Genomic DNA, 25232 nt, shown 5'->3' with positions numbered 1-25232 from the left:
TTTCCCAGGTCAGAGGGCGGAAGCGGCCAGGTCGCCGTCATAGGCGGCGCGCACCAGGCCGCGCATGGCGGCCGCATCGAAGGAGCGGGGGTTATTCTTGATCAGCCGGCCGATGCCGAGCGCCTGCTCTGCGGCCCAGTCGATCCGGTCTTCCGGCAGGCCGAGCCCGGCAAGCGTCGGCGAGATGCCGATCGCGGCGAAGAGGCGGCTCACCTCGCCGATCGCGGCATCGGCAAGCGTCTCGTCGTCCTCCACTCCGGTCGGATCGAGGCCGAGCGCCCTACCGACAATGGCGATGTCCGCGCCCGCGACGCGGCGATTATATGTCATTACATAGGGCAGCATGGTCGCAACCCCGAGGCCGTGCGGCGTATGGGTCAAGGCACCGACCGGATATTGCACCGCATGGGCCGCAGCGGTACCCGCCGTTCCGAAGGCGCAGCCGGCTGCGAGCGCACCCATCATCACATCGGCGCGCGCATCGATGTCGGAGCCGTCGACGAAGGCCTTTTCCAGGCTCCGGCTGAGGAGCCGGATGGCATGCAGCGCGAACTGGTCGGAGAGATCGCTCTTGCCGATGAAGACATGCTGCTGCGCGAGTTCAGGATCGCCGGGGCGGCGCATGGCCGTGAAGGCTTCGATGGCATGCGTCAACGCATCCGCACCGGCAATCGCCGTGAGCCCGGGCGGGCAGGACAAGGTCAGTTCCGGGTCGCAGATCGCCGTTGCGGCGATGAGATAAGGGCTGGAAATGCCAACCTTCAGGATACGGTCAGGATCGGAAACAACCGCGACCGGCGTCACCTCTGAGCCTGTGCCTGCCGTCGTCGGCACGGCGATGACCGGCAGGACGGGCGCCGGCACCTTGAACTCACCATAGTAATCGGCGAGCGCGCCGCCGTGCGCGAGCAGGAGCGAAGCGCATTTCGCCATGTCGAGGCAGCTGCCACCGCCGATGCCGATCACCATATCGGGCTCAAAGCCGCGCGCGGCCTCAACGCAAACCGCGACAGTATCTTGCGGCACGTCCGGCAGCGTGCGGTCATGCACCAGGACGACAATGCCGGCTGCTTCAAGCGCGGTAATCATTTCCGCGAAGACGGGTGTTGCAGCAAAACGCGCATCCGTGCAGACGAGTGCGCGCCGGCCGGTTCTGCTGGCGACGCTCGCGAGCGCATGGCGCTGGCCGACGCCGAACAGAATTTCCCGCGGCAGCCTCAAGGCCGCAAACAGGCTCATGATCTTTGTCCCTCGAAGGCCAGAATGCGGGGGCGCGAAAGCGCGTTGAGGTCTTCCCACAGGCGCTGGTCGATCTCGAACCCGTTGCGGCTTGCCGCCGCTCGCCGCCGGCGGGCACGGTCGCCCGGGACGAGAACCGGTTCGCCGGCGCTGGCGGGTGGTGAACCGCGCACGGCATCGAGATAGGTCGACAGTCGCGCCGGCAGTCCCGGCGCCAGACTGGGCTCGATCAAGATGAAGACGTCGCCCTTGTTGCATGGCGACTGGCTGTCGAGCGTGCCGCGCGCATCCGGCGCGAGCGCCGAGCCGGCAAGAGCTGCCACCAGCAGCTCCATGGCGATGCCGAGCCCGTAACCCTTCGCGTCGCCGAAGGGCGCAATCGCGCCGGCCTTCGCACGCCCCGGATCGGTCGTCGGGTTACCGGCCGCATCGCGCGCCCATCCCTCGGGAATGGGCCTGCCGGTCGCCGCGTGATGATGGATGCTGCCCATCGGCACGAGGCTGGTGGCCAGGTCGAGCACGAGCGGTTCCTCGGCCGTCGGCACGGCGATGGCGATGGGATTGGTGCCGAGCATGGCCCGGGTACCGCCGAAGGGATGGACCAGCGCCTCGCTCGACGAGAGCGCGATGCCGACGAAACCCATTCCGGCGATGGCCTCCACATAATGCGCGAGCATGCCGAGATGGTTGGCATTGCGCACGGCGACAAGGCCGATACCAAGATCCGGAATGTGAGGCGCCAGCCGTTCGATCGCGGCCATGGCGACGACGGGGCCAAATCCCGACGCCCCCTCCACCTCCAGCACCGCATCCGCGCGCCAGCGCTGTGTGCCCTTCGTCTGCGGGTCAATGACCCCGCGCTCGATCCGTTCGACCAGCCGCGGAAGCCGGTACAGGCCATGCGAGGGGTGCCCCTTCATCTCCGCCGTCACCAGGACGCGAGCCTGCAGGGCCGCATGGTCACGCGGTGCCCCATGCTCTTCCAGCAGACGGGTGGCAAGTGCAAGCGCTGAGGCCTCGGATATGCGCATGATTTTTCCTCCCTATATTAAATCGTATAGGATATAGGATTGTCTTGGCCGCAGCATCGTGCTAGCGATTGGACCTGTCAAGAGGCAAGGCAGCAGATGATTTCGACGAGACCGAAGGAACCCTCAACGGGCACAACCCAGATACCACGCGCCAACAGCCTGGCGGGCGACGTCTACGAGGCAATTTTCAATCAGCTCATGTCGTTGAAGATTGCGCCGGGGACGCGGATTACGGTCGACAACCTGGTCAAGGAGTTCAACGTCTCCCATACGCCGATCCGCGAAGCCCTCGGCCGGCTTGAAGGCGAAGGCCTCGTCGTCAAGCAGCATCTCGTTGGCTATCGTGCCGCGCCGCAGATCACGCGCCACCGCTTCGACGAGCTCTATGAACTGCGTCTGCTGCTGGAACCTGCCGGCGCTGCGAAGGCGGCCGAGGCGATGAACGACGAAAAGCTGGCCATTCTGACGGAGGCCGCGGGCGTGATGACACGCAGCGACAACAGGGACGAACGAGCGAACTATTCGGCCTTCGCGCGCCAGGACGCCATCTTTCACGACCGGATCATGGAATTTGCCGGCAACGAGTTGATCCGCGAGATGCTGACATTCCAGCACACGCATTTCCACATCTTCCGCCTGATGTTCCATCGCCGCGTCACCGAGGAGGCGCTCGCCGAGCATCAGACGCTGCTCGATGCCTTTGCGGCGCGCGACCCGGGCGCGGCTGCGAACGCAATGCGCATTCATATCGAACATTCGCGTGACCGGCTGTTGCCGGCCTTCGACGAAATCTGAGCAACCGCGCCGGGCAAGGACGAGCCTGCCCGACCTGACAACGAGGAGGAGAACCCATGCCAGGCAAGAAAATCCTGATGCTCACCGGCGATTTCACCGAGGAGTACGAAATCTTCGTCTATCAGCAGGCGATGGAGGCGGTCGGCCACACGGTGCACGTCGTGTGCCCGGACAAGAAGGCCGGCGACATCCTCAGGACGTCGCTGCACGATTTCGAGGGAGACCAGACCTACACCGAAAAACTCGGGCACAACGTCACCATCAACAAGACGTTTTCCGAGGCCGAGAACCAGCTCGACCAGTATCATGCCGTCTACTGCGCCGGCGGGCGCGGACCGGAATATATCCGCACCGACAAGCGGGTGCAGGCAATGGTGCGTCATTTCCACGAGCAGAAGAAGCCGATCTTCACCATCTGCCACGGGGTCCAGATCCTGGTCGCAGTCGACGGTGTCGTTCGCGGCAAGAAGGTGGGTGCACTCGGGGCTTGCGAACCGGAGGTCGCCCTGGCGGGCGGGACCTATATCGACCTCTCGCCAACCGAAGCCTATGTCGATGGCACGATGGTTTCAGCCAAGGGCTGGACGGCGCTCGCCGCCTTTATCCGCGAATGCCTGAAGGTGCTGGGAACAGAGATCCACCACACCTGAGACGACGGTACCAAATAACAAAAGGCCCGGCAGGTGACATCTGCCAGGCCTTGTTTGCGGTTGGGCCTGCAATTACGCTCCGCCGCGGTTCCAGCCGCGGCCACGGTCGCCGAACATTTCATAGCCGCCATCGGTGATCGCGAGCGTATCCTCCAGCTTGATGAATCCGCGCTTTGGGTGAAGCATCGTCGTCTCGACCGAGATCACGCTCCCGGCTTCCAGCGGCTTGTCGGCATCGATGCCATCATAGGTGACGGGGTGGTTCGTCATGAGGAATGGCGCTTCGTGGGGGATGAGGCCCATGCCATGGCAGAAAAAGTCGGTGAAGGCCGCCGACGGCGAGGCCTTGAGCTCGGCCTCCGCTGCCACGATCATCTCCCTGCCCGCAGCCCCAGCCCTGACCTTGGCGAAGGCCGCTTGCTGGATGCATTCGACTTCGGCCAGGAGGTCCTCCAGCTCCGCATCCGGCTCGCCGAGCACACCCATGCGGCAGAGGTCACCGATATATCCGTGATAGTTTCCGCCGGAATCGATCGACAGAATCTCGTCCTCGACCCAGGCTTGCGGCGAGCCCGCGCGGTTGTGGCTGGAGCCGAGCGTCAGCAGGCAATATTCGAAGTGCAGGCCGCGGTTCGTTTCCTCCCGGCGCAGCTGCTCGATGATCTCCATCTTCGTCGAGCCGGCGCGGGCCGCCGCGATCGTCGCCAGCATAGAGTCGGTGATCAATTCGGAGGCGCGTCTCAGCTTTGCCAGTTCATCCTGCGTCTTGACCGCCCTTAACCGCTCCAACACATGCGTGGCATCGACAAATCGAGCGCCATCCAGCCGAGAGGCAAGCAGGTCGCGGGCGTCGGATGGCAGGAAGGCTGGCTCGATGCCGATGCGCCCACCGGTCTTGCCGATTTTCTTCAGGTGCTCGACGGCGAGCCCGGCGGCATCCTGCGTGCCCCAGGTCGCCGTATGCACGGCGGGCGTCCAGAATGGATTGTTATGGTGCTCTGCGCCCTCCATACGGTTGCCCACATAGGCGGAGTGATCAGGCGCGCCTTTCTCATAAATCACCATCGGCAGATACCGGCTATGCCCGATCGCATCCATGGCCGCGAAGAAGATGAATCTGTAGCCGCCCATGAGATATTGCGTGTTGTGTTTGGAGGTGGCGACGATGACGTCGATACCGGCTTCCTCCATGAGACGGTCGAGCTTGGCCGTATCGAACGGCGTCACGGCGGCCTGCCTTGTTTGCCCTGGATTGTCGTTCACTGTCTTTCCTCCCAGAAAATGGATGCCCCGTCTCAGGAGCCCGGCTGCAGCAGGCGGAAGTCCGGCAAATCGCGAAGCGCAAGCTCCGGCCCCGCCGGTGAGTAGACCACGAAGAGGAGCATCGGCCCGCCGCCAGTGTTCTTCGTCGAATGAAAGCGGCTTTCCGGAACATAGATCGTGCAGCCGCTGGCGACCTTCCGCGTGATCGGATTACCCGTCTCGTCCTCGACCATCTGCTCGCCCTCGCCGGAAATCACAAAAATGATTTCCTCCGCGCCAGGGTGATTGTGGCGGGAATGGCCCTCGCCGCTCGGCAGTTCGACGACACCGCCGGAAAACCGGCTGGCGCCGTTGACCTCGGGCGCCACAGTCAGCGACAGCTTGCCCCAGTCGAAGCCGAAGGCGCTCACATCCTTCGGATAGATGAAGTACTTGTCCTTTACCATGAAACTGCCTCCTCCACATCTTTCCTTAGACGACCGCGCCGATGGCGAGAGCCTTGAAATCTTCGGTCTGCTTGCGAATTGCCGCCTCTGCCGGCAGGCGCTCCATCGAGCTTGCGCCATAAAAGCCGTGGCAGCCAGGGCAACGCTCGAGAACGTAGCGCGCATCCTCCGGCATGGAGATCGGGCCGCCATGGCAGAGCACGATGACATCGTCGCGCACGGAACGTGCCGCCTTGGTGATCGCGGTGATCTCATCGACGCAGTCATCGAGGGACTTGCCGGAGGTGGCCCCGATCGTGCCGCCGGTCGTCACGCCCATATGCGCCACAACGATGTCGGCGCCGGCGACGGTCATGGCGACAGCCTCGCTCTCGTTGAAGACATAGGGTGTCGTCAGCAGGTCGAGCCCATGGGCGGTGGCGATCATCTCGACCTCCAGATTGTAGCTCATGCCTGTCTCCTCGAAACTCTGCCGCATCCGGCCATCGAAGAGGCCGATTGTGGGGAAGTTCTGTACGCCGGAAAAACCCATTGCCTTGAGGTCGGCGAGGAAGCGCGGCATCAGCACGAAGGGGTCCGTGCCGTTGACGCCGGCGAGAACCGGCGTCTTTTTCACGACCGGCAACACTTCGAGCGCCATGTCCTTCACAATCTCGTTGGCATTGCCATAGGCCAGTAGTCCGGCCGCCGAACCGCGCCCCGCCATGCGGTAGCGCCCAGAATTGTAGATAATGATGAGGTCGATGCCGCCTGCCTCCTCGGCCTTGGCGGAGATGCCCGTACCGGCGCCGCCGCCGACGATCGGCACGCCGGCTGCGATCATGCCGTGAAATTTTTCGAGGATGGTGTTGCGCGGTATGGCTGGCATCGATTTGTCTCTCAGGGGTTGGCGATGTCACGATAGGCCGCGACGGCGGCCTCGGCGAAGTGCGGGTCGTTGATATGGAGCGGCAGGCGAATAAGACGTCGCGACGCCGTCGGCTTCACCGTCGCCTCGAGCGCGGCAAAAAGCGCGGCGTCGGCTTGCGGATCGAAGAACGGACCGCCTTCGATGTCGAGGGCCGAAACGCCCTTTTCGGGAATGAGGAAGCGTAGGGGGCCGTGGCAGAGATTGAGCTTGTCGCCGATCCAGCGGCCAATCTGCGCACATTCGGCCGACGTCGTGCGCATCAAGGTGACGTTCGGGTTGTGGCGGTAAAAAAGCCGGCCGGCATAGCGCTCCGGGACGGTCTCCGGCGCCCAGAAGTTCACCATGTCCAGCGCACCGACCGAGCCGACATAGGGCAAGCCCGTGCGAGCAATGGCGCCAAAACGGTCCGAGGTGGCAGGCAGGACGCCGCCGAAAAGCAGGTCGCAGACCTCGGTCGTCGTGATGTCGAGCACGCCTGAGACCAGTTCGCTGTCGGCAAGCTTCTCCATCGCGCGCCCACCCGTGCCTGTGGCGTGGAAGACCAGGCAATCATAGTCCGCTCGGAGGCACTCGACCATGGCGGATACGGCAGGTGTGGTAACGCCGAACATGGTAAGCCCGAGGGCCGGTTTCGACGCCGTCACCTCAGCCGGCCGGCCGGCCATGGCGGTGATCGCCTGGGCGGCGTTGTGAAGGATGACGCGGCTCAGCCGGTTCAGCCCCGCCATGTCCGTGACCGAGGGCATCATCACGATGTCGGAGACATCGACATAGGGAGCGACATCGCCGGATGCGAGCGTCGAGACCATGATCTTTGGCAGACCGAGCGGCAATTGGCGCATGCCTGCGGTAATGATCGAAGTACCCCCGCCCCCACCGATACCGATGACGCCGGCGATGTCCTGGCGCTCCACGAGGAAGCGCGCGAAGGCAATTCCCATCGCCTCGACCGCCCTTCCGCGGTCCCCTCTGGCAAGAACGGCTTCCACCCCGTCCGGATGGCATACCGCCACTGCGTCGGCCTTCACATCGACGGCGGTCGCCGGCTCGCCTATGCCGACATCGACGCGGACAACACCCCCGCCCGCCGCTTCGATGCAAGCGGCCAGATACGCAAGCTCCTCGCCCTTCGTGTCGGCCGTGCCGACCACGTAGATCTGCTTCATTTCCCCTCCGCGACCGGGTGGATTTCCTCCCGGCATATCTCACGTTCGGGGCAAAGCGACGGGCCCTTGCAAAATTGTGAGACGTGCGTATCATAAAGACATGGATGTCTCACGTCAACAGAACGAAACAGCCAGGACCGAGCGAGGCCCGCGTGCCCGAACGCGAAAACTGATGCTCGAAACGGCAACGCGGCTCATGCAGTCCGGCATCACTCCGTCGGTAAGTGAAGTCGCCGAGGCTGCCGAAGTCTCGCGCGCGACGGCCTACCGATACTTTCCGAGCCAGGCCGCGCTCGTGCATGCCGTGGTGGATGAGGCTCTGGGGCCGATACTCGGCTGGTCGTCGGACAGTCCGGATGCAAGCATCCGCGTTGCCGACCTCTTGGCGACCGCAATGCCGCGCATCGACGAGTTCGAGGCCACCTTCAAGGCGGCGCTGAAACTTTCGCTGGACCAGTGGGCGCAACGCCAGGCAGGCACGCTCGGCAACGAGCCGCTGTTCAAGCGCGGCCACCGGGTCGACCTGCTGAAGAGCGCGACTGCCCCCCTGCAGGGCACCGTGCCGCCCGAATCCCGGGAACGCCTTGCACAGGCTCTTTCGCTTGTCTTCGGCGTCGAGGTGCTGATCGTATTGAAGGATATCTGGGGCCTGACCTCGGAAGGCGCGCAGTCTGTTGCCGAGTGGGCCGCCAGGGCGCTTGTCGATACCGCATTGCGGCAGGCAGAGAGCGAGGCATGACGTGGCGCGCCCAGACTTGGCGCACCAACTGGTTAGACCAATGCCGGCAATATGTTCTTGTATTGCGGTCGGGATCGGCGATGATGAACGTGAGACGGACCGACAAGATTGCGTCGGCAGGCCTGCAAATGCGGGGGAAAGACGTCGAAAGCCTGAAGACGAGGCTTTGATGAAAGCTCTCCGAGGTTGCGCTTGACGATAATGGCATTTGGTAATACCAGATCAAGGTAACGACATTCAGGCTTGAGATCTGAAACGTACTAGGGGTCGAGGAGGACCCCCAGCACGAACACCACCCAAGGGGATCGGGAAGCCAGATCGGGAGGCCCGCGATGAAGCGGGAAGCGTGCATAAATGGGAGGAAACGTTATGCGCAAAACTATGACCGGTCTGTTGGCCGGTGTCGGATTGATGTGGGCGTGCGGAACATCCGCACAGGCCCAGGAACTGACCATCTTCTGGGCCGAGTGGGACCCGGCAAACTACCTTCAGGAACTCGCCAACGAATACGAGGGTCAAACCGGCGTTAAGGTCACGGTCGAGACCACACCATGGGCCGACTTCCAGACCAAGGCCTTCACCGAGTTCAACGCCAAGGGTTCAGCCTATGACATGGTCGTCGGCGACAGCCAGTGGATCGGGGCAGCGTCAGAAGCCGGCCATTACGTCGATCTGACCGACTTCTTCACCAAGCACAATCTGACCCAGGTGATGGCCCCGGCAACGGTGAAATACTACGCCGAATATCCGTCGAACTCGAAAAAGTACTGGTCAATTCCGGCCGAAGGCGACGCCGTCGGCTGGTCCTACCGCAAGGACTGGTTCGAAGATCCCAAGGAGATGGAGGCGTTCAAGGCCAAATACGGCTACGACCTCGCCCCGCCGAAGACTTGGGCCGAGATGCGTGACATCGCCGAGTTCTTCCACCGTCCAGACCAGAAGCGATACGGAATCGCCATCTACACCGACAACTCTTATGACGGTCTCGTCATGGGTGTCGAGAACGCGATCTTCTCGTTTGGGGGCGAACTCGGCGACTACCAGAGCTACAAGGTCGACGGCATCATCAATTCCGAGAAGAACGTCAAGGCGCTCGAGCTTTATCGCGAGCTCTACGGCTTTACGCCTCCGGGCTGGGCCAAGTCCTTCTTCGTCGAGAACAACCAGGCGATCACCGAGAATCTGGCGGCGATGAGCATGAACTACTTCGCCTTCTTCCCGGCCCTGGTGAACGAGGCGTCCAACCCGAACGCCAAGGTTACCGGCTTCTTTGCCAATCCGGCAGGCCCGAACGGCGAGCAATTCGCAGCGCTCGGCGGCCAGGGCATATCGGTCATCTCCTACTCAAAGAACCAGGAAGAGGCGATGAAATTCCTCGAATGGTTCATCAAGGACGAGACCCAGAAGCGCTGGGCCGAACTCGGCGGCTACACGGCAAGCGCCAAGGTGCTTGAATCGCCGGAGTTTCAGAACGCGACACCCTATAACAAGGCCTTCTACGAGACGATGTTCAAGGTGAAGGACTTCTGGGCAACGCCTGAATATGCCGAACTGCTGATCCAGATGAACCAGCGCATCTACCCCTTCGTCACCGCCGGGCAAGGCACGGCGAAGGAAGTGCTCGACTCTCTGGCAGCGGACTGGAACGCGACGTTCAAGAAATACGGACGCAATAAATAGCAAACGCGATCAGCGGAGGGGCTCCGTCGCCCCTCCGTTTGCATTCTGCATCTCGCGCCCAAAGGCGCGGTTCGAGAGGGCGCGGCGCCCGGAATTCACTTCGCGCATCGTGATGCCGTTCCGGCATCCGGCGCCGAACTCTCGGAGGAGGAGAGGATTGGCCACCGCAGTCATGACATCGCTGGACACAAAATCGCGTGCCGCATCTCGCGGCATGAGCGACATCCGGATTCGCAATCTCTTCATCATTCCGACGATCCTGTTCCTGATCGTCTTCAACATCTTTCCGCTGATTTATTCGCTCGGCTATTCCTTCACCGACTTTCGCGCCTCGTCGAACGCGCCGGCCAACTTCGTCGGCCTGCAAAACTACCGCGAGTTGCTGAACGATCCTTTCATCTGGTCGAATTTCGCCATCACCGCGAAATATGTGATCGTCTCTGTTACGGGGCAGGTGATCGTCGGCTTCGGCACCGCGATGCTGCTCAACCGCGATATCCCGCTGAAGGGTCTTCTGACGACGCTGCTGCTTCTGCCGATGATGCTCTCGATGGCCGTGGTCGGCCTCTTCTGGAAGCTGCTCTACGACCCGTCCTTCGGCATTATCAACTACGCACTCGGCCTCGGCTCCTTCGAGTGGCTGTCGAATCCGGACATGGCGCTCTATGCGGTCGCAATCACCGACATCTGGATGTGGTCGCCCTTCGTGATGCTGCTGTCGCTTGCCGGCCTTTCGGCCGTACCGAAGCATCTCTACGAGGCAGCGGCGATCGACCGGGCGGGGCCGTTCTATACCTTCTTCCGCATCACGCTGCCGCTGGTGGCGCCGATCCTGATGATCGCAATCATCTTCCGTACGATGGAGGCCTTCAAGACCTTCGACCTCGCCTACATCCTGACCAGCCAACCGACGACCGAGGTGATCTCCATCCGGCTCTACAAGATGGCCTTCCAGGAATGGCAGACGGGGCGCTCCTGCGCACTCGCCTACATCGTGCTCGTCATGGTTCTCGCCATCACCAACATCTACGTGAAGTATCTCAACAAAGTGAAGGAGCGCTGAGATGGCTGCCGTCCAAACCCGCTCCGAACGCGCGCTGAACCGGGTGGCGATCGCCGCCGTACTGGTCATCACGCTGATCTTCCTGGCGCCGATCTACTGGATCACCTCGACGGCCTTCAAGCCGCGCAACCTCGCCACCACCATTCCGCCGACGGTGCTCTTCGAGCCGGAACTCTCGCCCTTCGTGAAGCTCTTCACCAAGCGCTCGCAACTGCGCGGGGCGCCTACTCCTGAAGAATATGCCGCCGCCCCCTGGTGGGAGCGGATGGTGTTCGACGGCGGCGAGAAGATCGTTCGCTCCGGCCGCGGCGAGGTGCAGCCCTCCGGCTATCCGAACCGCTTCATGAACTCGCTGATCGTTGCCATCACGTCCACGGTGCTGGCTGTCGGTATGGGAACCTTCACAGCCTACGGTTTCTCGCGCTTCAAAGTGAAGGGGGAGGCTGACCTTCTCTTCTTCATCCTGTCGACGCGCATGCTGCCGCCCGTCGTCGTGGCGATCCCGATGTTCCTCATGTACCGTGTCGTCGGCCTCAACGACACGCATTGGGGCCTCATCATCCTCTACACGGCCTTCAACCTTTCCTTCTCCGTTTGGTTGATGAAGGGCTTCATCGACGAGATCCCGAAGGAATACGAGGAGGCCGCGCTCGTCGACGGCTACACGCGGATGGAGGCCTTTTTCAAGATCGTCATTCCGGAAGCGGCGACCGGCATCGCCGCGACCGCGGTTTTCTGCTTCATTACGGCCTGGAACGAATATGCATTTGCGCTGATCATGACGAACCGGCGCGCGCAAACCGCTCCCCCCTTCATTCCGAGCCAGGTCGGCTCAGGCCTGCCGGATTGGACGGTCATTGCGGCCGGCACGTTCCTGTTCCTGCTACCGGTCGCCATCTTCACCTTCCTGCTCAGGAACCATCTCCTGCGCGGCATGAGCTTCGGAGCGATCCGCAAATGACCTTCCGCGCCTTGAACCAGAAATATCTCGAACCCGCTTCGCAGTATCTGATGATCCTCGGCATCATCGCGCTCTGCCAGCCCTGGAACCTGTTTCTGCATCGCTACGGCATGACGATGACGCTCGTCGGACTGATTGCCTTCATGGTGACGACTAAAATCCCGCGGGACGCGCAACCAGACGAAGGCAGCCATTCATGACGCAGATAGAACTTCTCGGGATCCAGAAATATTTCGGTGCCGTCCAGGTCATCAAAGACCTTAATCTCGCTATCGCCGACAATGAATTCATCGTGCTGCTTGGACAATCGGGCTGCGGAAAGACGACGACATTACGCGCCGTCGCGGGGCTGGAGACGATCGACGACGGCGACATTCTGATCGACGGGCAGCCGGTGCAGCATATCAAGGCATCCGGCAGGGACATCGCCATGGTGTTCCAATCCTTCTCGCTCTATCCGCACATGACGGTCTACGAGAACATCGCCTTCCCGCTCCGCGCTACCCGGATGAGCCGTGCCGATGTCGATGCGTCGGTCCGCGAGATCGCCGGTGTGCTGCGCATCACCGGTCTGCTGGCCCGCAAGCCTTCGGCGCTGTCAGGCGGCGACATGCAGCGGGTCGCAATCGGCCGCGCGCTGGTACGACGCCCAAAAGCCATGCTGATGGACGAGCCGATCGGTGCGCTCGACGCGAAGCTGCGCGAGGAGATGCGGGCGGAAATCAAGCGCCTGCATATCAAGCAGGGTTCGACCACCATCTACGTGACGCATGACCAGGTGGAGGCCATGTCGCTCGCCGACCGCATCGTCATCATGCACGAGGGCATCCTTCAGCAGGTCGGCACGCCGGAAGAGGTTTATGCGCAACCCGCCAACACGTTCGTCGCCCAGTTCGTCGGAAGTCCGGTCATGAACATGGCGCCGGCGACCGTCAGCGAAACGGGCAGCCATACCAGCGTGCAGGTCGGCGACGGGACGACGGGCTTCGAGTTCCCCGCCGTGCTGGCCAACCGCCTCTCTGACGCAAGGGCCGAGAACGGCAAGCTGACACTCGGGGTCCGGCCTGAGGGCGTGCTTGTTTCACGGGAGGCCCGCGAGGGTTTCATGCCGGTCGAGGCGCATATCATCGAGCCTCTCGGCTCGCACGACATCGTGGACCTGAAGGTCGGCCACCAAATGATCAGGGCACGCACCAAGAGCGGTTTCGTGCCTGGTCCCGGCGAGGCCGTCTGGGCACGCATCGACCCCGCCCAGGCACATTTCTTCAACACCGCGACCGGCTCGTCGCTGGGGATCAGACTCTGATGGCGCATATCGAACTCAAGGGCATCACCAAGACCTTCGGCAGCCACACGGCGCTGAAAAACCTGAACATCGATATTGCTGACGGCGAGTTCTTCGTGCTGCTCGGGCAGACCGGCGCCGGCAAGACGACGACGCTGCGCCTGATCGCCGGCCTCGAGAAGCCGACCGCAGGCCAGATCTTCATCGACGGGCAGGACGTCGCCGACTGGGGTGCCGCCGAGCGCGACGTGGCCCTGGTGCTCCAGCAATATTCGCTTTACCCGCGCTATACGGTGCGGGAGAACCTGGAATTTCCATTGAAATCCCGGATCCGTCGCGTTGAACCCGGAGAAATCAAGGAGCGCGTCGACCGCGTTGCGAAGACTCTGCGCATCGAACATCTGCTCGACCGCAAGACGGACCGGCTGTCGGGAGGCGAGATGCAGCGCGTATCGATCGGCCGGGCCATCGTGCGCAAACCGCGGGTCTTCTTAATGGACGAACCGCTTTCGGCGCTCGACGCGAAGCTTCGCGAAGCACTTCGCACCGAGCTGAAAAACCTGCAGATGAACCTCGGCGCGACCTTCCTCTTCGTCACTCACGACCAGATAGAGGCCATGTCGATGGGCGACAAGATCGGCGTCCTGAACAATGGTCAACTGGTGCAGACGGGTACGCCGCAGGAGATCTACGGAAACCCGGTCAACACCTTCGTCGCGCGCGCGGTCGGCTCGCCCCCGATGAACCTGATCGCCGGCACGCTTGCCGGCGGCGAGGCAGTGGCCAGCGAGGGCTATCGGCTGCCGCTCGGCAACGGACACGGGATCGCGACAGACGGTCGCCCGCTCACCTTCGGCATCCGTCCCGAAGACATTTTTCTCGACAGTGGCGCGCCCGGCGAAGCACGAGTCCACGACGTGGAAAACCATGGCGTCGAAAAGATCGTGACGCTGCGCATCGGCGAGAAGTTCATCCACGCGACCGTGCCGACACAGACGGCGCTTCGGATCGAGGATGAGGTTCGCTTTTCGTGGAATCCGGAAAAGGTCGTGCTGTTTGACGCTGGAAGCGGTGTAAGCCTGCGGCACGCGGGCTGACCTGATCGGTCCGAAGGATGCCAGCGGTCTCGGTGCCACGGCAGGGGCAGCGAGCGTTTCGAGTTGTCGCGACGAGGCGCTATGCGGGAAAGCGCCGGCGGTAGTGTTCCACCACTTCGGGATTGCGCAAATTGACGGGCAAGTCGCCCTTGATGACGCGCAGGGCTTCGCTCGCCGCGCCCCTTCCCATGCGCATCATGCTCTCTTCCGTCAGACCAGCCAGATGCGGCGTGACGATGACGTTGTCAAAGCCGAAATAGGGATGGTCGAGCGGCAGCGGCTGCGTTGCGAAGACGTCGAGCGCTGCTCCGCCGATGCGACCATCGCGCAGCGCCTCGATCAACGCCGCATCATCGATCACGGGGCCGCGCGAGACGTTGACCAGAATGGCCGCGGGCTTCATGCGCCCGATGCGACCGGCATTGAGCAAGCCGGTCGTCTCCGGCGTCAGCGGGCAGCAGAGCACCACGATGTCGGCCGTCGCCACAAGCTCATCGATCGTCAGGAAACGCACGCCGTCCGGCACGCTTTCCGGCGACCGGCTCGTGGCGACCACCTCCAGGCCGAAACCGAACTTCGCGATCTTGAAGATCGCCTTGCCGACATTGCCCATTCCGACGATGCCCATGGTGCGGCCGGCGAGGTCGACGGCTGCGTCCGATTGGGCGCGGCCCGCCACCCAGCCACTCTGACGCACTTCGCGGTCCATCGCGCGAAAGCGCCGAAGCAGGGCCAGTGTCACGAGGAAGACGTGCTCGGCGACAGTCGAGGCATTGGCGCCCGGGACGTTGGCGACAAGCACGCCGGCGCGGGTCGCCGCATCCATCGGCACCATGTCGAGCCCGGCGCCATGGCGGATCGCAGCGCGAAGCGCCGGCGCATCCTCGAAGAAGGCCGGCGGGATCGGCGCGCGTACAACGACGATGCCCGCGCCGCGGCCTTCTCGCAGCAATGTTTCGGGATCGGGCGCGGAAGCGACGCGCAGATCACCCGCAGCCTCAAGCAAGGACTTGGCCGCAGGGTGCAGGGGATGTGTGGAAAAGATGAAGCTCATCGGCCCTCCCGCCGGTTACACCTATCCGGCTGACGTCGCTGGACCGCCGATGAGACCCTTCCAATAGCTTTCCGCGCCTTGAAGATGTGCGCTCATCAGCGCCTGGGCCAGATTGCCGTCTCGGGCAAGCAGCGCCTCATAGATGCGGATATGTTCCTCATGCGAGCGCCGGCTGCGGGCGGCGTCGGCAAAATAGATCGGCAGGCGGTGCTCGCCCATGACGTAATAGACGCTGCACACCCGATGAAAGACGCTGTTCTTGGTGGCTCGGACGATCTCCAAATGGAAATCCCGGTCCTCGCGCGCCAGCCCCTCGCCGGCGGCAAGCTTCGCCTCGGACGCGGCGAGGATATCGCGCAAGTGCTGGTAATTCTCCTCCGTCGCCCGATCGCAGGCGAGCTCCGCGGCCTTGATCTCATGGATCTTGCGAAGCTCCACGGTCTCGTAGATCAGGATAGGATCAAGCGGCACGCCGGCGCGGGCAAAAAGCGCCATTGCCTCCACGCTCGCCTCCGTGGTCGTCAGATAGATGCCCGACTTGGCCCGGCGCTCGACGATGCGCATTGCCTCCAGAATGGCCAGTGCCTCGCGAACCTGGCCCCGGCTGACGCCGAAATGCTCCGCAAGCTCTCGCTCCGAAGGCGTGCGGCCGTTGCCGCTCGAGTTCGAGAAAAGATGGGCCGCGAGATCGGAGAGGAGGGAATTTTCTTTCATCGTCACTGTCTTTGCGCGTGAGTCTCCAGGACCCGCTGATTGATCGTGAAGCCCAGGCCAGGCCTGTCCGGGATCTCTACCATACCGTCCTTCACCGACACAGTGTCCTCGACAAGATCGTGGATCATCGGATTGGCGCCGAGCGAATATTCGATGATGAAGCTTGCCGGGGAGGCCGCGCACAAGTGCAGGCCGGAGAAGAAGCAGGGCGCGCCGGCCCAAAGATGCGGCGCGAAACGGAGGTTGAAGGCGCTGGCGAGCGAACTGATGCGCATCGCCTCCGTAATGCCTCCGCAGAAGGCGGGATCCGGCTGAAATATGTCGACGGCCCGAAGCATGGCAAGATCTCGGAAGGCAAAACGCGTCGCCTCGCTCTCGCCCGCAGCGATCGGCACGTTCCCAGCCGCGCGCACCTCCGCCATGCCCGGCTTGTCATCGGCTATCACCGGCTCCTCGAACCAGGCGAGGTCGCAATCGGCGACCATCTGGATGAAGCGCTTTGCCTCGGCAACGGTATAGGTGCCGTGCGCATCGACCATCAGGTCGACGTCGGGGCCGATTGCCTTGCGAGCCGCCCGCACGCGCGATGCCGAGACATGCAGCGCACGATCCATCGCACCGACGCGCATCTTGACCGACTTGAAGCCACCGGCCGCGACATAGGACCGGAGCTGTTCGCCGATCCGGTCCACGCTCTCCCAACCGCCCGAGGCATAGGCGGGCAACCTGTCCGCCTTGCGCCCACCCAGCAGCTTCCAGACGGGGACGCCGAGCGACTTGCCGAGAATGTCCCAGAGCGCTATGTCGACCGCGCTGATCGCCGCGACGGAAAGGCCGCGCCGCGCGATCTCGGGCATGGCGTGACCCGAACTCGCCGCCGTCTCGTGGCGTACGCCGTTATAGAGCATCTCCCATATGGTGGAGATGTCGGCGGGATCGCGGTCGATGAGCTTCGGGCCAATCTCGTGATTGAGCATGTGGACCAGCGTGCCATAGGTGCCCGAACTGCCCGCGGCATTCTTGCCCTCTCCCCAGCCGACGATGCCGTCATCCGTTTCGATCCGCAGGATCGCACTATCGAAGGTCGTCAGTCGGCCGAAGTCGCTGCGGTGCTGACGGCTCGCCTCGATGGGAATTTTAATCCACCAGGCCTCTACGGTCTTGATGCGCATGTCTCGGATCCCTTGCCCCTCACGGCCCGCGAGCCGCAGGGCATATGTCTTTCCGTTCGTTACTTGATCAGCGGCAGGATCGTCTCGGCAGTGATCCGCATCTGATCGTCGTAGAACTTCTCAGTGAGAAGGCTCGAGCCGTGGTCCTGGATAAATTTCAGTTGCTCCGGGGGAATATCGACGGGGTTGCGCTCGACCATGTCCGGATATTTTGAGGCGGGTGTGCGGTCGACCGGAGCGACGAATTCGTTGGTGACGGCGCCGTCGTACCCGATTTCCTTCAGCGTGCCGATGATCTTTGGCCAGTCGAGCTGACCGAGGCCGGCGGCAAAACGATTGTTATCGGCGACGTGGAAATCGAACAGGCGCTTTCCAGCGAGCCGGATCGCTTCATACATGTCTTCCTCCTCGATGTTCAGATGGAAGGCATCAAGGCAAACCCCGCATTCGGGGCTGACGGCATCGGCGAGCGCCAGCGCTTGGGCGGCACGGTTGAAGAAATAGGTCTCGAAACGGTTGAGCGGCTCGACGGCAATGCGCACGCCCCTCTTCTGGGCATGGGCAAAACACTCCTTGGTCGCGTCCACCACCCATGTCCACTCTTCCTCCTCGGTGCCATCCGGCACCACCTTTCCGACGGTCGCCGGCACGAGGGTGACGATCTCGCCCTCGAGTTCGCTGACCATGGTGATGACGCTCTTGACATAGTCCACTGACCTGGCGCGCTGGCCTTCATCCCTGGCGGCAAGATTGCGCTCGCCGAGCGTCAGGGTGACGGCACCCCAGCAGCGGATGCCGTGCTCTTTCAGCAGCGCGCGCGTCTCATTGACGTCGTATTGTGCCGGCTCGCCGGATATCTCGATGCTTTCGTAGCCATATTTCTTGATGCGCTTCAGCGTGACGGCGAGCGGCTCGGCCCGCATCCAGTTATGTGTCGAAAGATGCATAAGGTCCTCCCAGACAGGTGCAGCACGGTCCACCGCCAATCGGGCGGCAAAGGTCATGTTATGGTTGGCCACTCTCGCCATCCTCGGCAATCTGGTTTGGCCAATTCTCGTTATTTGAAAGCTCTAGCTCAATTCTTGACCCTCTGCAAGACGGGGCCAAAAGGTCGATATTTCTTTAAACGATCGATATTTAATCCTGCATTTCCCGCTTAGGCGCGAATCCAGCATCCCAAGCGTGCAATTAACTGGCTTGACCAGATTCGAAGATTTGGTATGACCAGATCGGGAAAAGTGATGGGGCGTTGAAACCGCCGCGCAGTGGCCGCAGGGCCAGGTGGAGGGGAGATGAAGATCGGCATGTGCATGTTCCTCTGGACGACAAGTGTCGGCCGGAAACACGAGGCACTGTTACGCGATATCAAGGACACGGGGTTTGACGGTGTCGAGATCCCGATCTTTTCGGGCACACCCGACGACTACCATCGGCTGGCAGACATGCTTGACCGGATCGGCCTGGAACGGACCGCCGTTTCCGCCATGGGCGATCCGCAGATGAACCTGATCGCCGCCGACGCCGCGACCCGCAGACGCGGCATCGACTACATGAAATGGGCCATCGACTGCAGCGATGCGCTGGGCGCGACGATGCTGAGCGGACCGTTGCATTCGACGCTCGGCAAATTTTCAGGAAGCGGGCCGAGCGCTGCGGAACTCAAGCGCTCGGTTTCCTCACAACGCGCGATCGGCGATCATGCAGCAAAGCACGGCGTAACGATCGGGCTTGAGGCGCTGAACCGCTTCGAATGCTACCTGTTCAACACGATGGACGATCTTGCGGCCCATATCGACGCGGTCGGACATCCGCATATCCGCGCCATGTACGACACGTTCCACAGCAATATCGAAGAGACAGATCCTATCGGCGCGTTCACGCGAAACAGTGACCGCATCGTGCATGTTCACATTTCGGAGAACGACCGCGGCGTACCCGGGCGCGGCAACATTCCCTGGGCGGAGACGTTCAGGGCGCTACGCGCGAGCGGCTACGACGGGTGGCTGACAATCGAGGCCTTCGGTCGGGCGCTCAAGGAACTCGCCGCCGCGACAAAGGTCTGGCGCGACTTTTCCGAGACACCGGAAGCGGTCTATCGCGAAGGCTACCGCCATATCCGCGATGGATGGCACGCGGCGGCATGACCGCCAACCAACCTGCCTGATTTCGACCCGGACAGGGCGGCACCGCACGCGAGACCGCGGACGCGGCCGAGCTGCCAGGAGGAATGCGGACGGTTATGCTGCTTATGAAAGACCGCCGTTTTCTCAGCCTCGGGCAAACTGATTGGATGGGCCCGTTTTCGGCCGACCCTTTCCGGCGATCAAGGGCGCATTTTCTGCGCCCTCGTCTTCTACTCAGCCGATAGCCATCAGGCTTGCATTGCCGCCGGCAGCCGCGGTGTTGATCGATGTCGACACCTCCTCCAGCAGCCAATTCAGGCAATAGGCCTCGGGATCGCTCGCCAATTCCTCGGTCGTCGCGGCCTGGACCAGCAGAAGCGGACCGGGCAGGTGAGCGATCCTCTGATTGACCGCCAGAACTCTGTCGCGATCCCCCTCGACGAGGGCACCCGAGAACGGCCCGTCCTTTTCCCAATCCGATGTCCAGGAAATCCGGCTGGCGACAGCTGCCGGAAGATCTGCCAGGACTGACTTCGATAGGGAACCCGCGTCTACGACGATGTGGTTGCCGGTCGATAGGGCTGCGGCGATCTGGCGATGAAGACCGCTTTCGGTCTGCGGCACGAGGAGAATACGGCCGCGGGGATGGAGCGCGTAGAGATTGAGCTCCCCGACCGGACCAGTGAGTTCGCGTTCGAGCCCGAGCGCCGAGCGGCTCGCATATCCACGCGCCACTTCCCCCTCGCCCGACAAGCCCTTCTTGTCGAGCCAGACGATGTAGTCACGAAGGGCAAGGTCCGTATGAACGGAATCCTGCTGCGGCGGCACGGGCGCACGCTGCACCAGCCGGCCGATATAGAGCGGACCGCCGGCCTTCGGACCCGTTCCCGACAGGCCGCGGCCGCCGAAGGGTTGCACGCCAACGACTGCGCCGATGATGTTCCGGTTGACATAGAGGTTTCCAGCCTTGATGCGGCTGGTCACATGCGCGATCGTTTCATCAAGCCGGGTGTGGAGCCCGAATGTGAGACCATAACCCGATGCGTTGATGTCGTCGATCAGACGGTCGAGCCCATTTCGCTTGAAGCGAATGACGTGCAGGACCGGTCCGAAGATCTCCCTCGTCAGGTCCGACAGCGACTTGATTTCGATGATTGTCGGCGGAACGAAGGTCCCCGCTGCAGCACTTTCGGGCAGCGGCAGCTGATCCACCTTGCGGCCCAAGCCGCGCATATGCTCGATATGCTGGTCGATCTCCGTCTTTGCGCTGTCGTTGATGACCGGGCCGACATCGATGCTCAGCCGATCGGTACGGCCGATCGTCAGCTCGCGGAAGGCGCCCTTCAGCATGGCGAGGGTCCTGTCGGCGACATCGTCCTGAAGGCAGAGAACCCTGAGCGCCGAGCAGCGCTGACCGGCGCTGTCGAAGGCAGACGCAATGACGTCGGCCACCACCTGCTCGGCCAAAGCCGAGGAGTCGACGATCATGCCGTTCTGGCCGCCGGTTTCGGCAATCAGCGGAATCGGCTTGCCGCTCACCGACAGCCGTTCTGCCAGCTGCGCCTGGATCATGCGGGCAACTTCGGTCGACCCGGTAAACATGACGCCTGCCGTTTCCGGAGCCCCGACCATGCCGGCGCCGAGACGGCCGCTGCCGGGGACGAACTGCAAGGCACCGACAGGCACGCCCGCCTCGTGAAGGATCTTCACACTCTCCGAAGCGATGATCGGCGTGACGCCGGCAGGTTTGGCAAGCACGGGATTGCCGGCCACCAAGGCTGCGGCGACCTGTCCGGTGAAAATCGCCAGCGGGAAATTCCACGGGCTGATGCAGACGATCGGGCCGAGGGGCGCATGCGAGGGGCCGAGGGTCTTGCGGGCCTGCTCGGCGTAATAGCGCAGGAAGTCGATGGCCTCACGCACCTCGCCGACGGCATTGGCCGCAGATTTGCCGGCCTCGCGCATGACGATGCCCATCAGCACCTTGATACGGGCCTGCATGATGTCGGCGGCCCGCTCCAGGCAGGCGGCACGCTCGGCCGGCGGCACGGCCGCCCATTGCGACGCATGTTCCGCAGCCATGCTAACGATACGCGCTGCCTCCTCGACCTTTACTTCGGTCACCGTGCCGACAACATCTTGGTGATTGGCAGGATTGAGAACATCGCGCGTCACGCCGTCCGTAGAGCCGTCGGCAAGGAGAGAAAGCGCATGCCACCGGGCAGCAGCCGTGGAGGCGAGCGCATCAGCCAAATCCGAAAGGGTGGCCTCGTTCGAGAGATCGAGACCATCGGAATTGGCCCGGGCATTGCCGTAAAGTGCCCGCGGCGAGGAGATCTGCGCGTGGGGCGCGCCAACGACAGGCATGGCTGCGACGATTTCGGCGGGATCGGCGATCAGCGCCTCGACCGAGACATTCGGATCGGAGATGCGGTGCACGAAGGAGGAATTGGCGCCATTTTCCAGAAGGCGTCGAACCAGATAGGCGAGCAGCGTCTCATGGGTTCCCACAGGCGCATAAATGCGGCAGGGCCGGTCGAGTTTTTCCTTCCCGACAACCTCGTCGTAGAGGGGCTCGCCCATGCCATGCAGGCATTGGAACTCGTATTTGCCGACCTTGAAATCAGGACCCGCCAGACGATAGATCGTGGCGAGCGTTTGCGCATTATGGGTGGCAAATTGCGGGAAGACCGCATCCGGAGCATCGAGCAGCTTGCGCGCGCAGGCGACGTAGGCGACATCGGTGTAGATCTTGCGGGTATAGACCGGATAGTCGTCGAGGCCATCAAGTTGGGCGCGCTTGATCTCCGCATCCCAGTAAGCGCCCTTGACGAGACGGACCATGACCCGACGCTCGGAGCGGCGTGCGAGATCGATGATGTAGTCGAGGACGAAGGGGCAGCGCTTGCCATAGGCCTGCACGACGAAGCCCAGCCCGTTCCATCCGGCAAGATCAGGGGCAAAGCAAAGCTCCTCGAGGAGATCGAGTGAAAGCTCCAGCCGATCGGCCTCCTCGGCGTCGATATTGAGGCCGATATCATAGGTCTTGGCGAGAACGGCCAGCGCCTTGACCTTCGGCAGCAGCTCGCTCATCACCCGGCCGGCCTGCGACCTCACGTAACGGGGATGCAGGGCCGAAAGCTTGATCGATATGCCCGGGCCGTCATAGATGCCGCGCCCGTCCGACGCCTTGCCGATGGCGTGGATCGCCTTTTCGTAATCCCGGTAATAACGCTCGGCATCGGCGCCCGTCGTCGCGGCCTCGCCCAGCATGTCGTAGGAATAACGGAAGCCACGTGCTTCCAGTGGCCGGGCGCGCTTCAGCGCCTCCGCGATCGTTTCACCGGTGACGAACTGCTCACCCATCATGCGCATCGCCATATCGACGCCGCGACGGATGACCGGCTCGCCGGCGCGCGCGATCAGCCGCGTCAGCGCTGCCGACAGGCTTCGGTCGTTGACCGTCGAGGTGAGCTTGCCGGTGACGACGAGGCCCCAGGTGGCGGCGTTGACGAACATGGATTTTCCGCCGCCGATGTGGGAGGTCCAGTTGCCCTCGGCAATCTTGTCGCGGATCAGCGCGTCCCGGGTTTCGGTATCGGGAATGCGCAGCAGCGCTTCGGCGAGGCACATGAGCGCCACGCCTTCCTGGCTGGAAAGCGAATATTCCCGCACCAGCCCTTCGACACCGGTCCCCTTGTGCTTGGCGCGCAATGCTTCGATCAAGCTGCGGGCCGTACTGCGAATGTCATAGCGTTTTGCTTCGGAGACGCGCGCTGCTGCAACGAGCGGCGGCAGGCATTCGGTTTCCGGCCGGCGATAGGCTGCCGTAATGGCCTGGCGAAGTTCGGATTGCGGCCGGATCGGTGGGGCAAAGGCCGAGAATGGCGCGCCGTCGGCCGGATCATTGGAGGGGGCGGGGTCGATCGCTGCGTTCAACATGAGAGTCCCTATTCAATCGATGTCTGGTTTAACGGATGAACGAGATGCCGGGCTCGTCGTCCCACTGTGCATCGTCCGTGTAGGCGGGGCCGGAATATTCCGTCTCTCGCAGCGGGCGCGCTTCCGGTCTATCGCGCTTGAGGGTGAGCGCCGCGGCGACAGCCCTGATCGCCAGCGGCCGGTAGTGCGCGAGCAAATCCGGCGCGCGATCGTCATCCGTTTCTTTGTTATGCATGAATGATCCCCGTTTTGAGCGCAGCGCCGATACCGATTTCAGCACTCTTCTGCCCGGCAGATAATCTATCATAATCGCGAATCGCAATCTCACTTGATTTCAACAGTTTCTAGGCTGTATGAACTTATTAATTCGCCCGCGAGAGTTCAAATGGCTGCTGAAACCGACATCTTTAGTGAATTGGACCAGTTCGACAGAAAGATCCTTGCCGCACTCACCGAGGACGGAAGGCTGTCGATCACCGATCTGGCCGCGCGTGTCGGATTGTCGAAGACGCCGTGCCAGATCCGCTTCAAAAGGTTGATCAGCGAAGGATATATCGAAGGCTTCAAGGCCGTCCTCAATCCGTCAAAAATGCAGCTCGACCATATTGCATTCGTCGAGGTGAAGCTTTCCGATACCCGCGAGGACGCGCTGAAAAGCTTCAACGATGCCATCAAGAAGATCAGCGAAGTCGAAGAGTGCCATATGATCGCCGGCAGGTTCGACTATCTCCTGAAGATCCGCACGCGCGATATCGGCCGCTACCGCCGCGTCCTCGGCGAGCGCATCTCGACGCTGCCCCACGTTGCCAACACCTCGACCAACGTCGCAATGGAGACGATCAAGGAAGGCTGGGACAAGTCCGGTTCGAGTTTTTCGTGAATGTGATCATTCCGATCGTTCCGAGCATTCGCATGAAGCACTGGCTAAAGCGGTTGCGGCAGGGATAGCAATCGACCCACAGGCAGTTCAGCCATCTCTCGCTTTCCGACCGCGTGTGCTCGGTTTCACTGGCACACTCTTTCCGTACTCATTCCACCATGCCGTCAAGGCTTCCATGGTGGGACCGAGACCCCGCGCTTTTTGCGTGATCTCATATTCGACGCGCGGAGGAACCTCCGCAAAGATGGTGCGGGACACGAGGCCGTCTGCTTCGAGCTCGCGGAGCTGCGCCGTCAGCATGTGTTGGGTGATGCCGGGAATAGCCTTTCTCAGTTGGCCAAACCGGTGGACCCGCTGATGGAGCAGCCACATGATTTCCAGCTTCCATTTGCCGGAGAGCAGCGCGAATGCGCGACGCATCTCCTCATGCATATTGATTTCGCCATCGGCCATAGTCTGGTTTTCCATACTAGCTGCAAGTAATTCATCCTACTTGCAAAGATAGACCTTAGACGACATTTTCCCTCCGTGCATCAGGGACGCAGTAAAAGGAGCGCCCCTCACATAGAAACCGACAGACTCGACGAGAGGAATGTTGCTGCCTGTGCAGCGACAGGGATGAACTTATGCTTGAATTTTACGGATACTGGATCAGCACGGCACTTCTATCCGCGCTCTACCTCGCTTCAGCCTACATGTATGCCACAAAGAAACAGTGGGTTCGTGAGGCGCTGACGGAACTCGGATATCGCGCGAACAACCTCGTTCCGTTCATGATCATTGTTAAGGTCCTCGGCCCGATCGCGATCCTTTCGCGCGTCAGCGTGCCGCTCAGCGATCTCGCCTATGCCGGCATCTTCTTTCACCTGCTGCTGTCGGGCCTCGCGCATATTGGCGTTCGAAAACCTGTCGGCGCGCTGCCGGCGGCAATCGGCCTGGCGCTGCTGATCGCCTCGTTCATGACGCAGAACGACGCCCGCGACGTCCCTTCGCCTTACGTCCAGGCTGCCGCCCTCTGACGC

General features: G+C 62.3%; 25 protein-coding genes. 12 read left to right on the top strand and 13 right to left on the bottom strand.

The features are described from left to right. Positions 1-9 precede the first annotated feature (9 nt). Both GR198_RS09415 and GR198_RS09410 read right to left on the bottom strand, forming a co-directional pair. Positions 10-1239, bottom strand: coding sequence for an iron-containing alcohol dehydrogenase (locus tag GR198_RS09415; RefSeq protein WP_164068507.1), 1230 nt, complete (start codon positions 1237-1239; stop codon positions 10-12). Further along, positions 1236-2270: an Ldh family oxidoreductase gene (locus GR198_RS09410; RefSeq protein ID WP_164068504.1), complete on the bottom strand. Its 1035-nt coding sequence runs from the start codon at positions 2268-2270 to the stop codon at positions 1236-1238. Before GR198_RS09410 ends, GR198_RS09415 begins: the two co-directional genes overlap by 4 nt. A 96-nt stretch (positions 2271-2366) precedes the next feature. Between GR198_RS09410 and GR198_RS09405 the strand changes: the two genes are divergently transcribed. Both GR198_RS09405 and GR198_RS09400 read left to right on the top strand, forming a co-directional pair. Further along, a complete protein-coding gene (locus GR198_RS09405) occupies positions 2367-3065 on the top strand; it encodes a GntR family transcriptional regulator (protein ID WP_011649359.1) in 699 nt (232 codons plus the stop codon). 56 nt (positions 3066-3121) lie between these two features. Beyond that, a complete protein-coding gene (locus GR198_RS09400; RefSeq protein WP_164026037.1) occupies positions 3122-3715 on the top strand; it encodes a DJ-1/PfpI family protein in 594 nt (197 codons plus the stop codon). A 72-nt stretch (positions 3716-3787) separates the two neighbouring features. On the opposite strand, the gene GR198_RS09395 is transcribed toward GR198_RS09400, so the two are convergent. Genes GR198_RS09395 through GR198_RS09380 form a run of 4 tightly spaced genes read right to left on the bottom strand, consistent with a single transcriptional unit; the run spans position 3788 to position 7500 of the window. After that, on the bottom strand, positions 3788-4978 hold the full coding sequence (locus GR198_RS09395) for a M24 family metallopeptidase (protein ID WP_164026036.1): 1191 nt from the start codon (positions 4976-4978) through the stop codon (positions 3788-3790). A gap of 32 nt (positions 4979-5010) precedes the next feature. Beyond that, entirely contained in the window at positions 5011-5424 is a 414-nt protein-coding gene (locus GR198_RS09390; protein ID WP_029871362.1) for a cupin domain-containing protein, read from the bottom strand. A 25-nt stretch (positions 5425-5449) separates the two neighbouring features. Continuing rightward, positions 5450-6292, bottom strand: coding sequence for a phosphoenolpyruvate hydrolase family protein (locus tag GR198_RS09385; protein ID WP_164026034.1), 843 nt, complete (start codon positions 6290-6292; stop codon positions 5450-5452). Between the two features lie 11 nt (positions 6293-6303). Beyond that, positions 6304-7500, bottom strand: a complete 1197-nt coding sequence (locus GR198_RS09380) for a Tm-1-like ATP-binding domain-containing protein (RefSeq protein ID WP_164068502.1) — start codon at positions 7498-7500, stop codon at positions 6304-6306. 100 nt (positions 7501-7600) lie between these two features. Between GR198_RS09380 and GR198_RS09375 the strand changes: the two genes are divergently transcribed. The 7 genes from GR198_RS09375 (at position 7601) to GR198_RS09345 (ending at position 14325) form a co-directional block, all read left to right on the top strand. Further along, positions 7601-8239 carry a TetR/AcrR family transcriptional regulator gene (locus GR198_RS09375; protein WP_029871364.1) on the top strand — a complete coding sequence of 213 codons (639 nt, stop codon included), beginning with the start codon at positions 7601-7603 and terminating at the stop codon, positions 8237-8239. A gap of 369 nt (positions 8240-8608) precedes the next feature. After that, complete coding sequence (locus GR198_RS09370) at positions 8609-9919, top strand: ABC transporter substrate-binding protein (RefSeq protein ID WP_029871365.1); 1311 nt, start codon at positions 8609-8611, stop codon at positions 9917-9919. A 157-nt stretch (positions 9920-10076) separates the two neighbouring features. Beyond that, positions 10077-10982 (top strand): carbohydrate ABC transporter permease, encoded by a 906-nt coding sequence (locus GR198_RS09365; RefSeq protein ID WP_003549731.1) that lies wholly within the window; start codon positions 10077-10079, stop codon positions 10980-10982. A 1-nt stretch (position 10983) separates the two neighbouring features. Continuing rightward, positions 10984-11943 (top strand): carbohydrate ABC transporter permease, encoded by a 960-nt coding sequence (locus GR198_RS09360; RefSeq protein ID WP_003549729.1) that lies wholly within the window; start codon positions 10984-10986, stop codon positions 11941-11943. Next, positions 11940-12143, top strand: coding sequence for a hypothetical protein (locus tag GR198_RS09355; protein ID WP_003549717.1), 204 nt, complete (start codon positions 11940-11942; stop codon positions 12141-12143). The genes GR198_RS09360 and GR198_RS09355 overlap by 4 nt, the downstream gene beginning before the upstream one ends. Next, positions 12140-13249, top strand: a complete 1110-nt coding sequence (locus GR198_RS09350) for an ABC transporter ATP-binding protein (protein WP_011649351.1) — start codon at positions 12140-12142, stop codon at positions 13247-13249. The genes GR198_RS09355 and GR198_RS09350 overlap by 4 nt, the downstream gene beginning before the upstream one ends. Continuing rightward, entirely contained in the window at positions 13249-14325 is a 1077-nt protein-coding gene (locus tag GR198_RS09345) for an ABC transporter ATP-binding protein (RefSeq protein ID WP_164026031.1), read from the top strand. Before GR198_RS09350 ends, GR198_RS09345 begins: the two co-directional genes overlap by 1 nt. Before the next feature lie 79 nt (positions 14326-14404). On the opposite strand, the gene GR198_RS09340 is transcribed toward GR198_RS09345, so the two are convergent. Genes GR198_RS09340 through GR198_RS09325 form a run of 4 tightly spaced genes read right to left on the bottom strand, consistent with a single transcriptional unit; the run spans position 14405 to position 18212 of the window. Continuing rightward, positions 14405-15379, bottom strand: a complete 975-nt coding sequence (locus tag GR198_RS09340; RefSeq protein WP_164026030.1) for a hydroxyacid dehydrogenase — start codon at positions 15377-15379, stop codon at positions 14405-14407. Between the two features lie 21 nt (positions 15380-15400). Continuing rightward, positions 15401-16093: a FadR/GntR family transcriptional regulator gene (locus tag GR198_RS09335; protein WP_003549713.1), complete on the bottom strand. Its 693-nt coding sequence runs from the start codon at positions 16091-16093 to the stop codon at positions 15401-15403. Between the two features lie 2 nt (positions 16094-16095). Further along, a complete protein-coding gene (locus tag GR198_RS09330; RefSeq protein WP_164026026.1) occupies positions 16096-17265 on the bottom strand; it encodes a mandelate racemase/muconate lactonizing enzyme family protein in 1170 nt (389 codons plus the stop codon). 59 nt (positions 17266-17324) lie between these two features. Then, the gene (locus GR198_RS09325; RefSeq protein ID WP_012755374.1) at positions 17325-18212 is read right to left on the bottom strand and encodes a sugar phosphate isomerase/epimerase family protein; all 888 of its coding nucleotides are present in this window, start codon (positions 18210-18212) and stop codon (positions 17325-17327) included. A 345-nt stretch (positions 18213-18557) separates the two neighbouring features. Here GR198_RS09325 and GR198_RS09320 point away from each other — a divergent pair, with 345 nt between their 5' ends. Then, a complete protein-coding gene (locus GR198_RS09320; protein WP_164068500.1) occupies positions 18558-19409 on the top strand; it encodes a sugar phosphate isomerase/epimerase family protein in 852 nt (283 codons plus the stop codon). A 213-nt stretch (positions 19410-19622) separates the two neighbouring features. On the opposite strand, the gene putA is transcribed toward GR198_RS09320, so the two are convergent. Together putA and GR198_RS09310 are read right to left on the bottom strand one after the other, a co-directional pair. Then, positions 19623-23330, bottom strand: coding sequence for a trifunctional transcriptional regulator/proline dehydrogenase/L-glutamate gamma-semialdehyde dehydrogenase (gene putA, locus GR198_RS09315; RefSeq protein ID WP_164068499.1), 3708 nt, complete (start codon positions 23328-23330; stop codon positions 19623-19625). Between the two features lie 28 nt (positions 23331-23358). Further along, positions 23359-23565, bottom strand: coding sequence for a hypothetical protein (locus GR198_RS09310; RefSeq protein ID WP_164026021.1), 207 nt, complete (start codon positions 23563-23565; stop codon positions 23359-23361). A 150-nt stretch (positions 23566-23715) separates the two neighbouring features. Between GR198_RS09310 and GR198_RS09305 the strand changes: the two genes are divergently transcribed. Further along, entirely contained in the window at positions 23716-24210 is a 495-nt protein-coding gene (locus tag GR198_RS09305; protein WP_164026019.1) for an Lrp/AsnC family transcriptional regulator, read from the top strand. An 87-nt stretch (positions 24211-24297) separates the two neighbouring features. Here GR198_RS09305 and GR198_RS09300 read toward each other — a convergent pair whose 3' ends face one another. Further along, positions 24298-24678 carry a winged helix-turn-helix transcriptional regulator gene (locus tag GR198_RS09300; RefSeq protein WP_029871376.1) on the bottom strand — a complete coding sequence of 127 codons (381 nt, stop codon included), beginning with the start codon at positions 24676-24678 and terminating at the stop codon, positions 24298-24300. Positions 24679-24836: 158 nt separating this feature from the next. Between GR198_RS09300 and GR198_RS09295 the strand changes: the two genes are divergently transcribed. Next, positions 24837-25229 carry a DoxX family protein gene (locus tag GR198_RS09295; protein ID WP_164026018.1) on the top strand — a complete coding sequence of 131 codons (393 nt, stop codon included), beginning with the start codon at positions 24837-24839 and terminating at the stop codon, positions 25227-25229. Positions 25230-25232: the final 3 nt, after the last annotated feature.

The organism is Rhizobium leguminosarum (genome assembly GCF_010668065.1).
Classification (GTDB): domain Bacteria; phylum Pseudomonadota; class Alphaproteobacteria; order Rhizobiales; family Rhizobiaceae; genus Rhizobium; species Rhizobium leguminosarum_S.
Note: the sequence above shows the minus strand (reverse complement) of the source record. Positions and strands in the feature narration are given on the sequence as shown.

Excerpts from the sequence above, each read along its gene's own strand:
- GR198_RS09350 (WP_011649351.1), top strand. The coding sequence starts at position 12,140 with ATGACGCAGATAGAACTTCTCGGGATCCAGAAATATTTCGGTGCCGTC.
- GR198_RS09360 (WP_003549729.1), top strand. The coding sequence starts at position 10,984 with ATGGCTGCCGTCCAAACCCGCTCCGAACGCGCGCTGAACCGGGTGGCG.
- GR198_RS09375 (WP_029871364.1), top strand. The coding sequence starts at position 7,601 with ATGGATGTCTCACGTCAACAGAACGAAACAGCCAGGACCGAGCGAGGC.
- GR198_RS09305 (WP_164026019.1), top strand. The coding sequence starts at position 23,716 with ATGGCTGCTGAAACCGACATCTTTAGTGAATTGGACCAGTTCGACAGA.
- GR198_RS09380 (WP_164068502.1), bottom strand. The coding sequence starts at position 7,500 with ATGAAGCAGATCTACGTGGTCGGCACGGCCGACACGAAGGGCGAGGAG.
- GR198_RS09405 (WP_011649359.1), top strand. The coding sequence starts at position 2,367 with ATGATTTCGACGAGACCGAAGGAACCCTCAACGGGCACAACCCAGATA.
- GR198_RS09300 (WP_029871376.1), bottom strand. The coding sequence starts at position 24,678 with ATGGAAAACCAGACTATGGCCGATGGCGAAATCAATATGCATGAGGAG.
- GR198_RS09320 (WP_164068500.1), top strand. The coding sequence starts at position 18,558 with ATGAAGATCGGCATGTGCATGTTCCTCTGGACGACAAGTGTCGGCCGG.
- GR198_RS09410 (WP_164068504.1), bottom strand. The coding sequence starts at position 2,270 with ATGCGCATATCCGAGGCCTCAGCGCTTGCACTTGCCACCCGTCTGCTG.
- GR198_RS09295 (WP_164026018.1), top strand. The coding sequence starts at position 24,837 with ATGCTTGAATTTTACGGATACTGGATCAGCACGGCACTTCTATCCGCG.
- GR198_RS09355 (WP_003549717.1), top strand. The coding sequence starts at position 11,940 with ATGACCTTCCGCGCCTTGAACCAGAAATATCTCGAACCCGCTTCGCAG.
- GR198_RS09385 (WP_164026034.1), bottom strand. The coding sequence starts at position 6,292 with ATGCCAGCCATACCGCGCAACACCATCCTCGAAAAATTTCACGGCATG.
- GR198_RS09345 (WP_164026031.1), top strand. The coding sequence starts at position 13,249 with ATGGCGCATATCGAACTCAAGGGCATCACCAAGACCTTCGGCAGCCAC.
- GR198_RS09400 (WP_164026037.1), top strand. The coding sequence starts at position 3,122 with ATGCCAGGCAAGAAAATCCTGATGCTCACCGGCGATTTCACCGAGGAG.
- GR198_RS09390 (WP_029871362.1), bottom strand. The coding sequence starts at position 5,424 with ATGGTAAAGGACAAGTACTTCATCTATCCGAAGGATGTGAGCGCCTTC.
- GR198_RS09335 (WP_003549713.1), bottom strand. The coding sequence starts at position 16,093 with ATGAAAGAAAATTCCCTCCTCTCCGATCTCGCGGCCCATCTTTTCTCG.
- putA (WP_164068499.1), bottom strand. The coding sequence starts at position 23,330 with ATGTTGAACGCAGCGATCGACCCCGCCCCCTCCAATGATCCGGCCGAC.
- GR198_RS09370 (WP_029871365.1), top strand. The coding sequence starts at position 8,609 with ATGCGCAAAACTATGACCGGTCTGTTGGCCGGTGTCGGATTGATGTGG.
- GR198_RS09330 (WP_164026026.1), bottom strand. The coding sequence starts at position 17,265 with ATGCGCATCAAGACCGTAGAGGCCTGGTGGATTAAAATTCCCATCGAG.
- GR198_RS09415 (WP_164068507.1), bottom strand. The coding sequence starts at position 1,239 with ATGAGCCTGTTTGCGGCCTTGAGGCTGCCGCGGGAAATTCTGTTCGGC.
- GR198_RS09310 (WP_164026021.1), bottom strand. The coding sequence starts at position 23,565 with ATGCATAACAAAGAAACGGATGACGATCGCGCGCCGGATTTGCTCGCG.
- GR198_RS09340 (WP_164026030.1), bottom strand. The coding sequence starts at position 15,379 with ATGAGCTTCATCTTTTCCACACATCCCCTGCACCCTGCGGCCAAGTCC.
- GR198_RS09325 (WP_012755374.1), bottom strand. The coding sequence starts at position 18,212 with ATGCATCTTTCGACACATAACTGGATGCGGGCCGAGCCGCTCGCCGTC.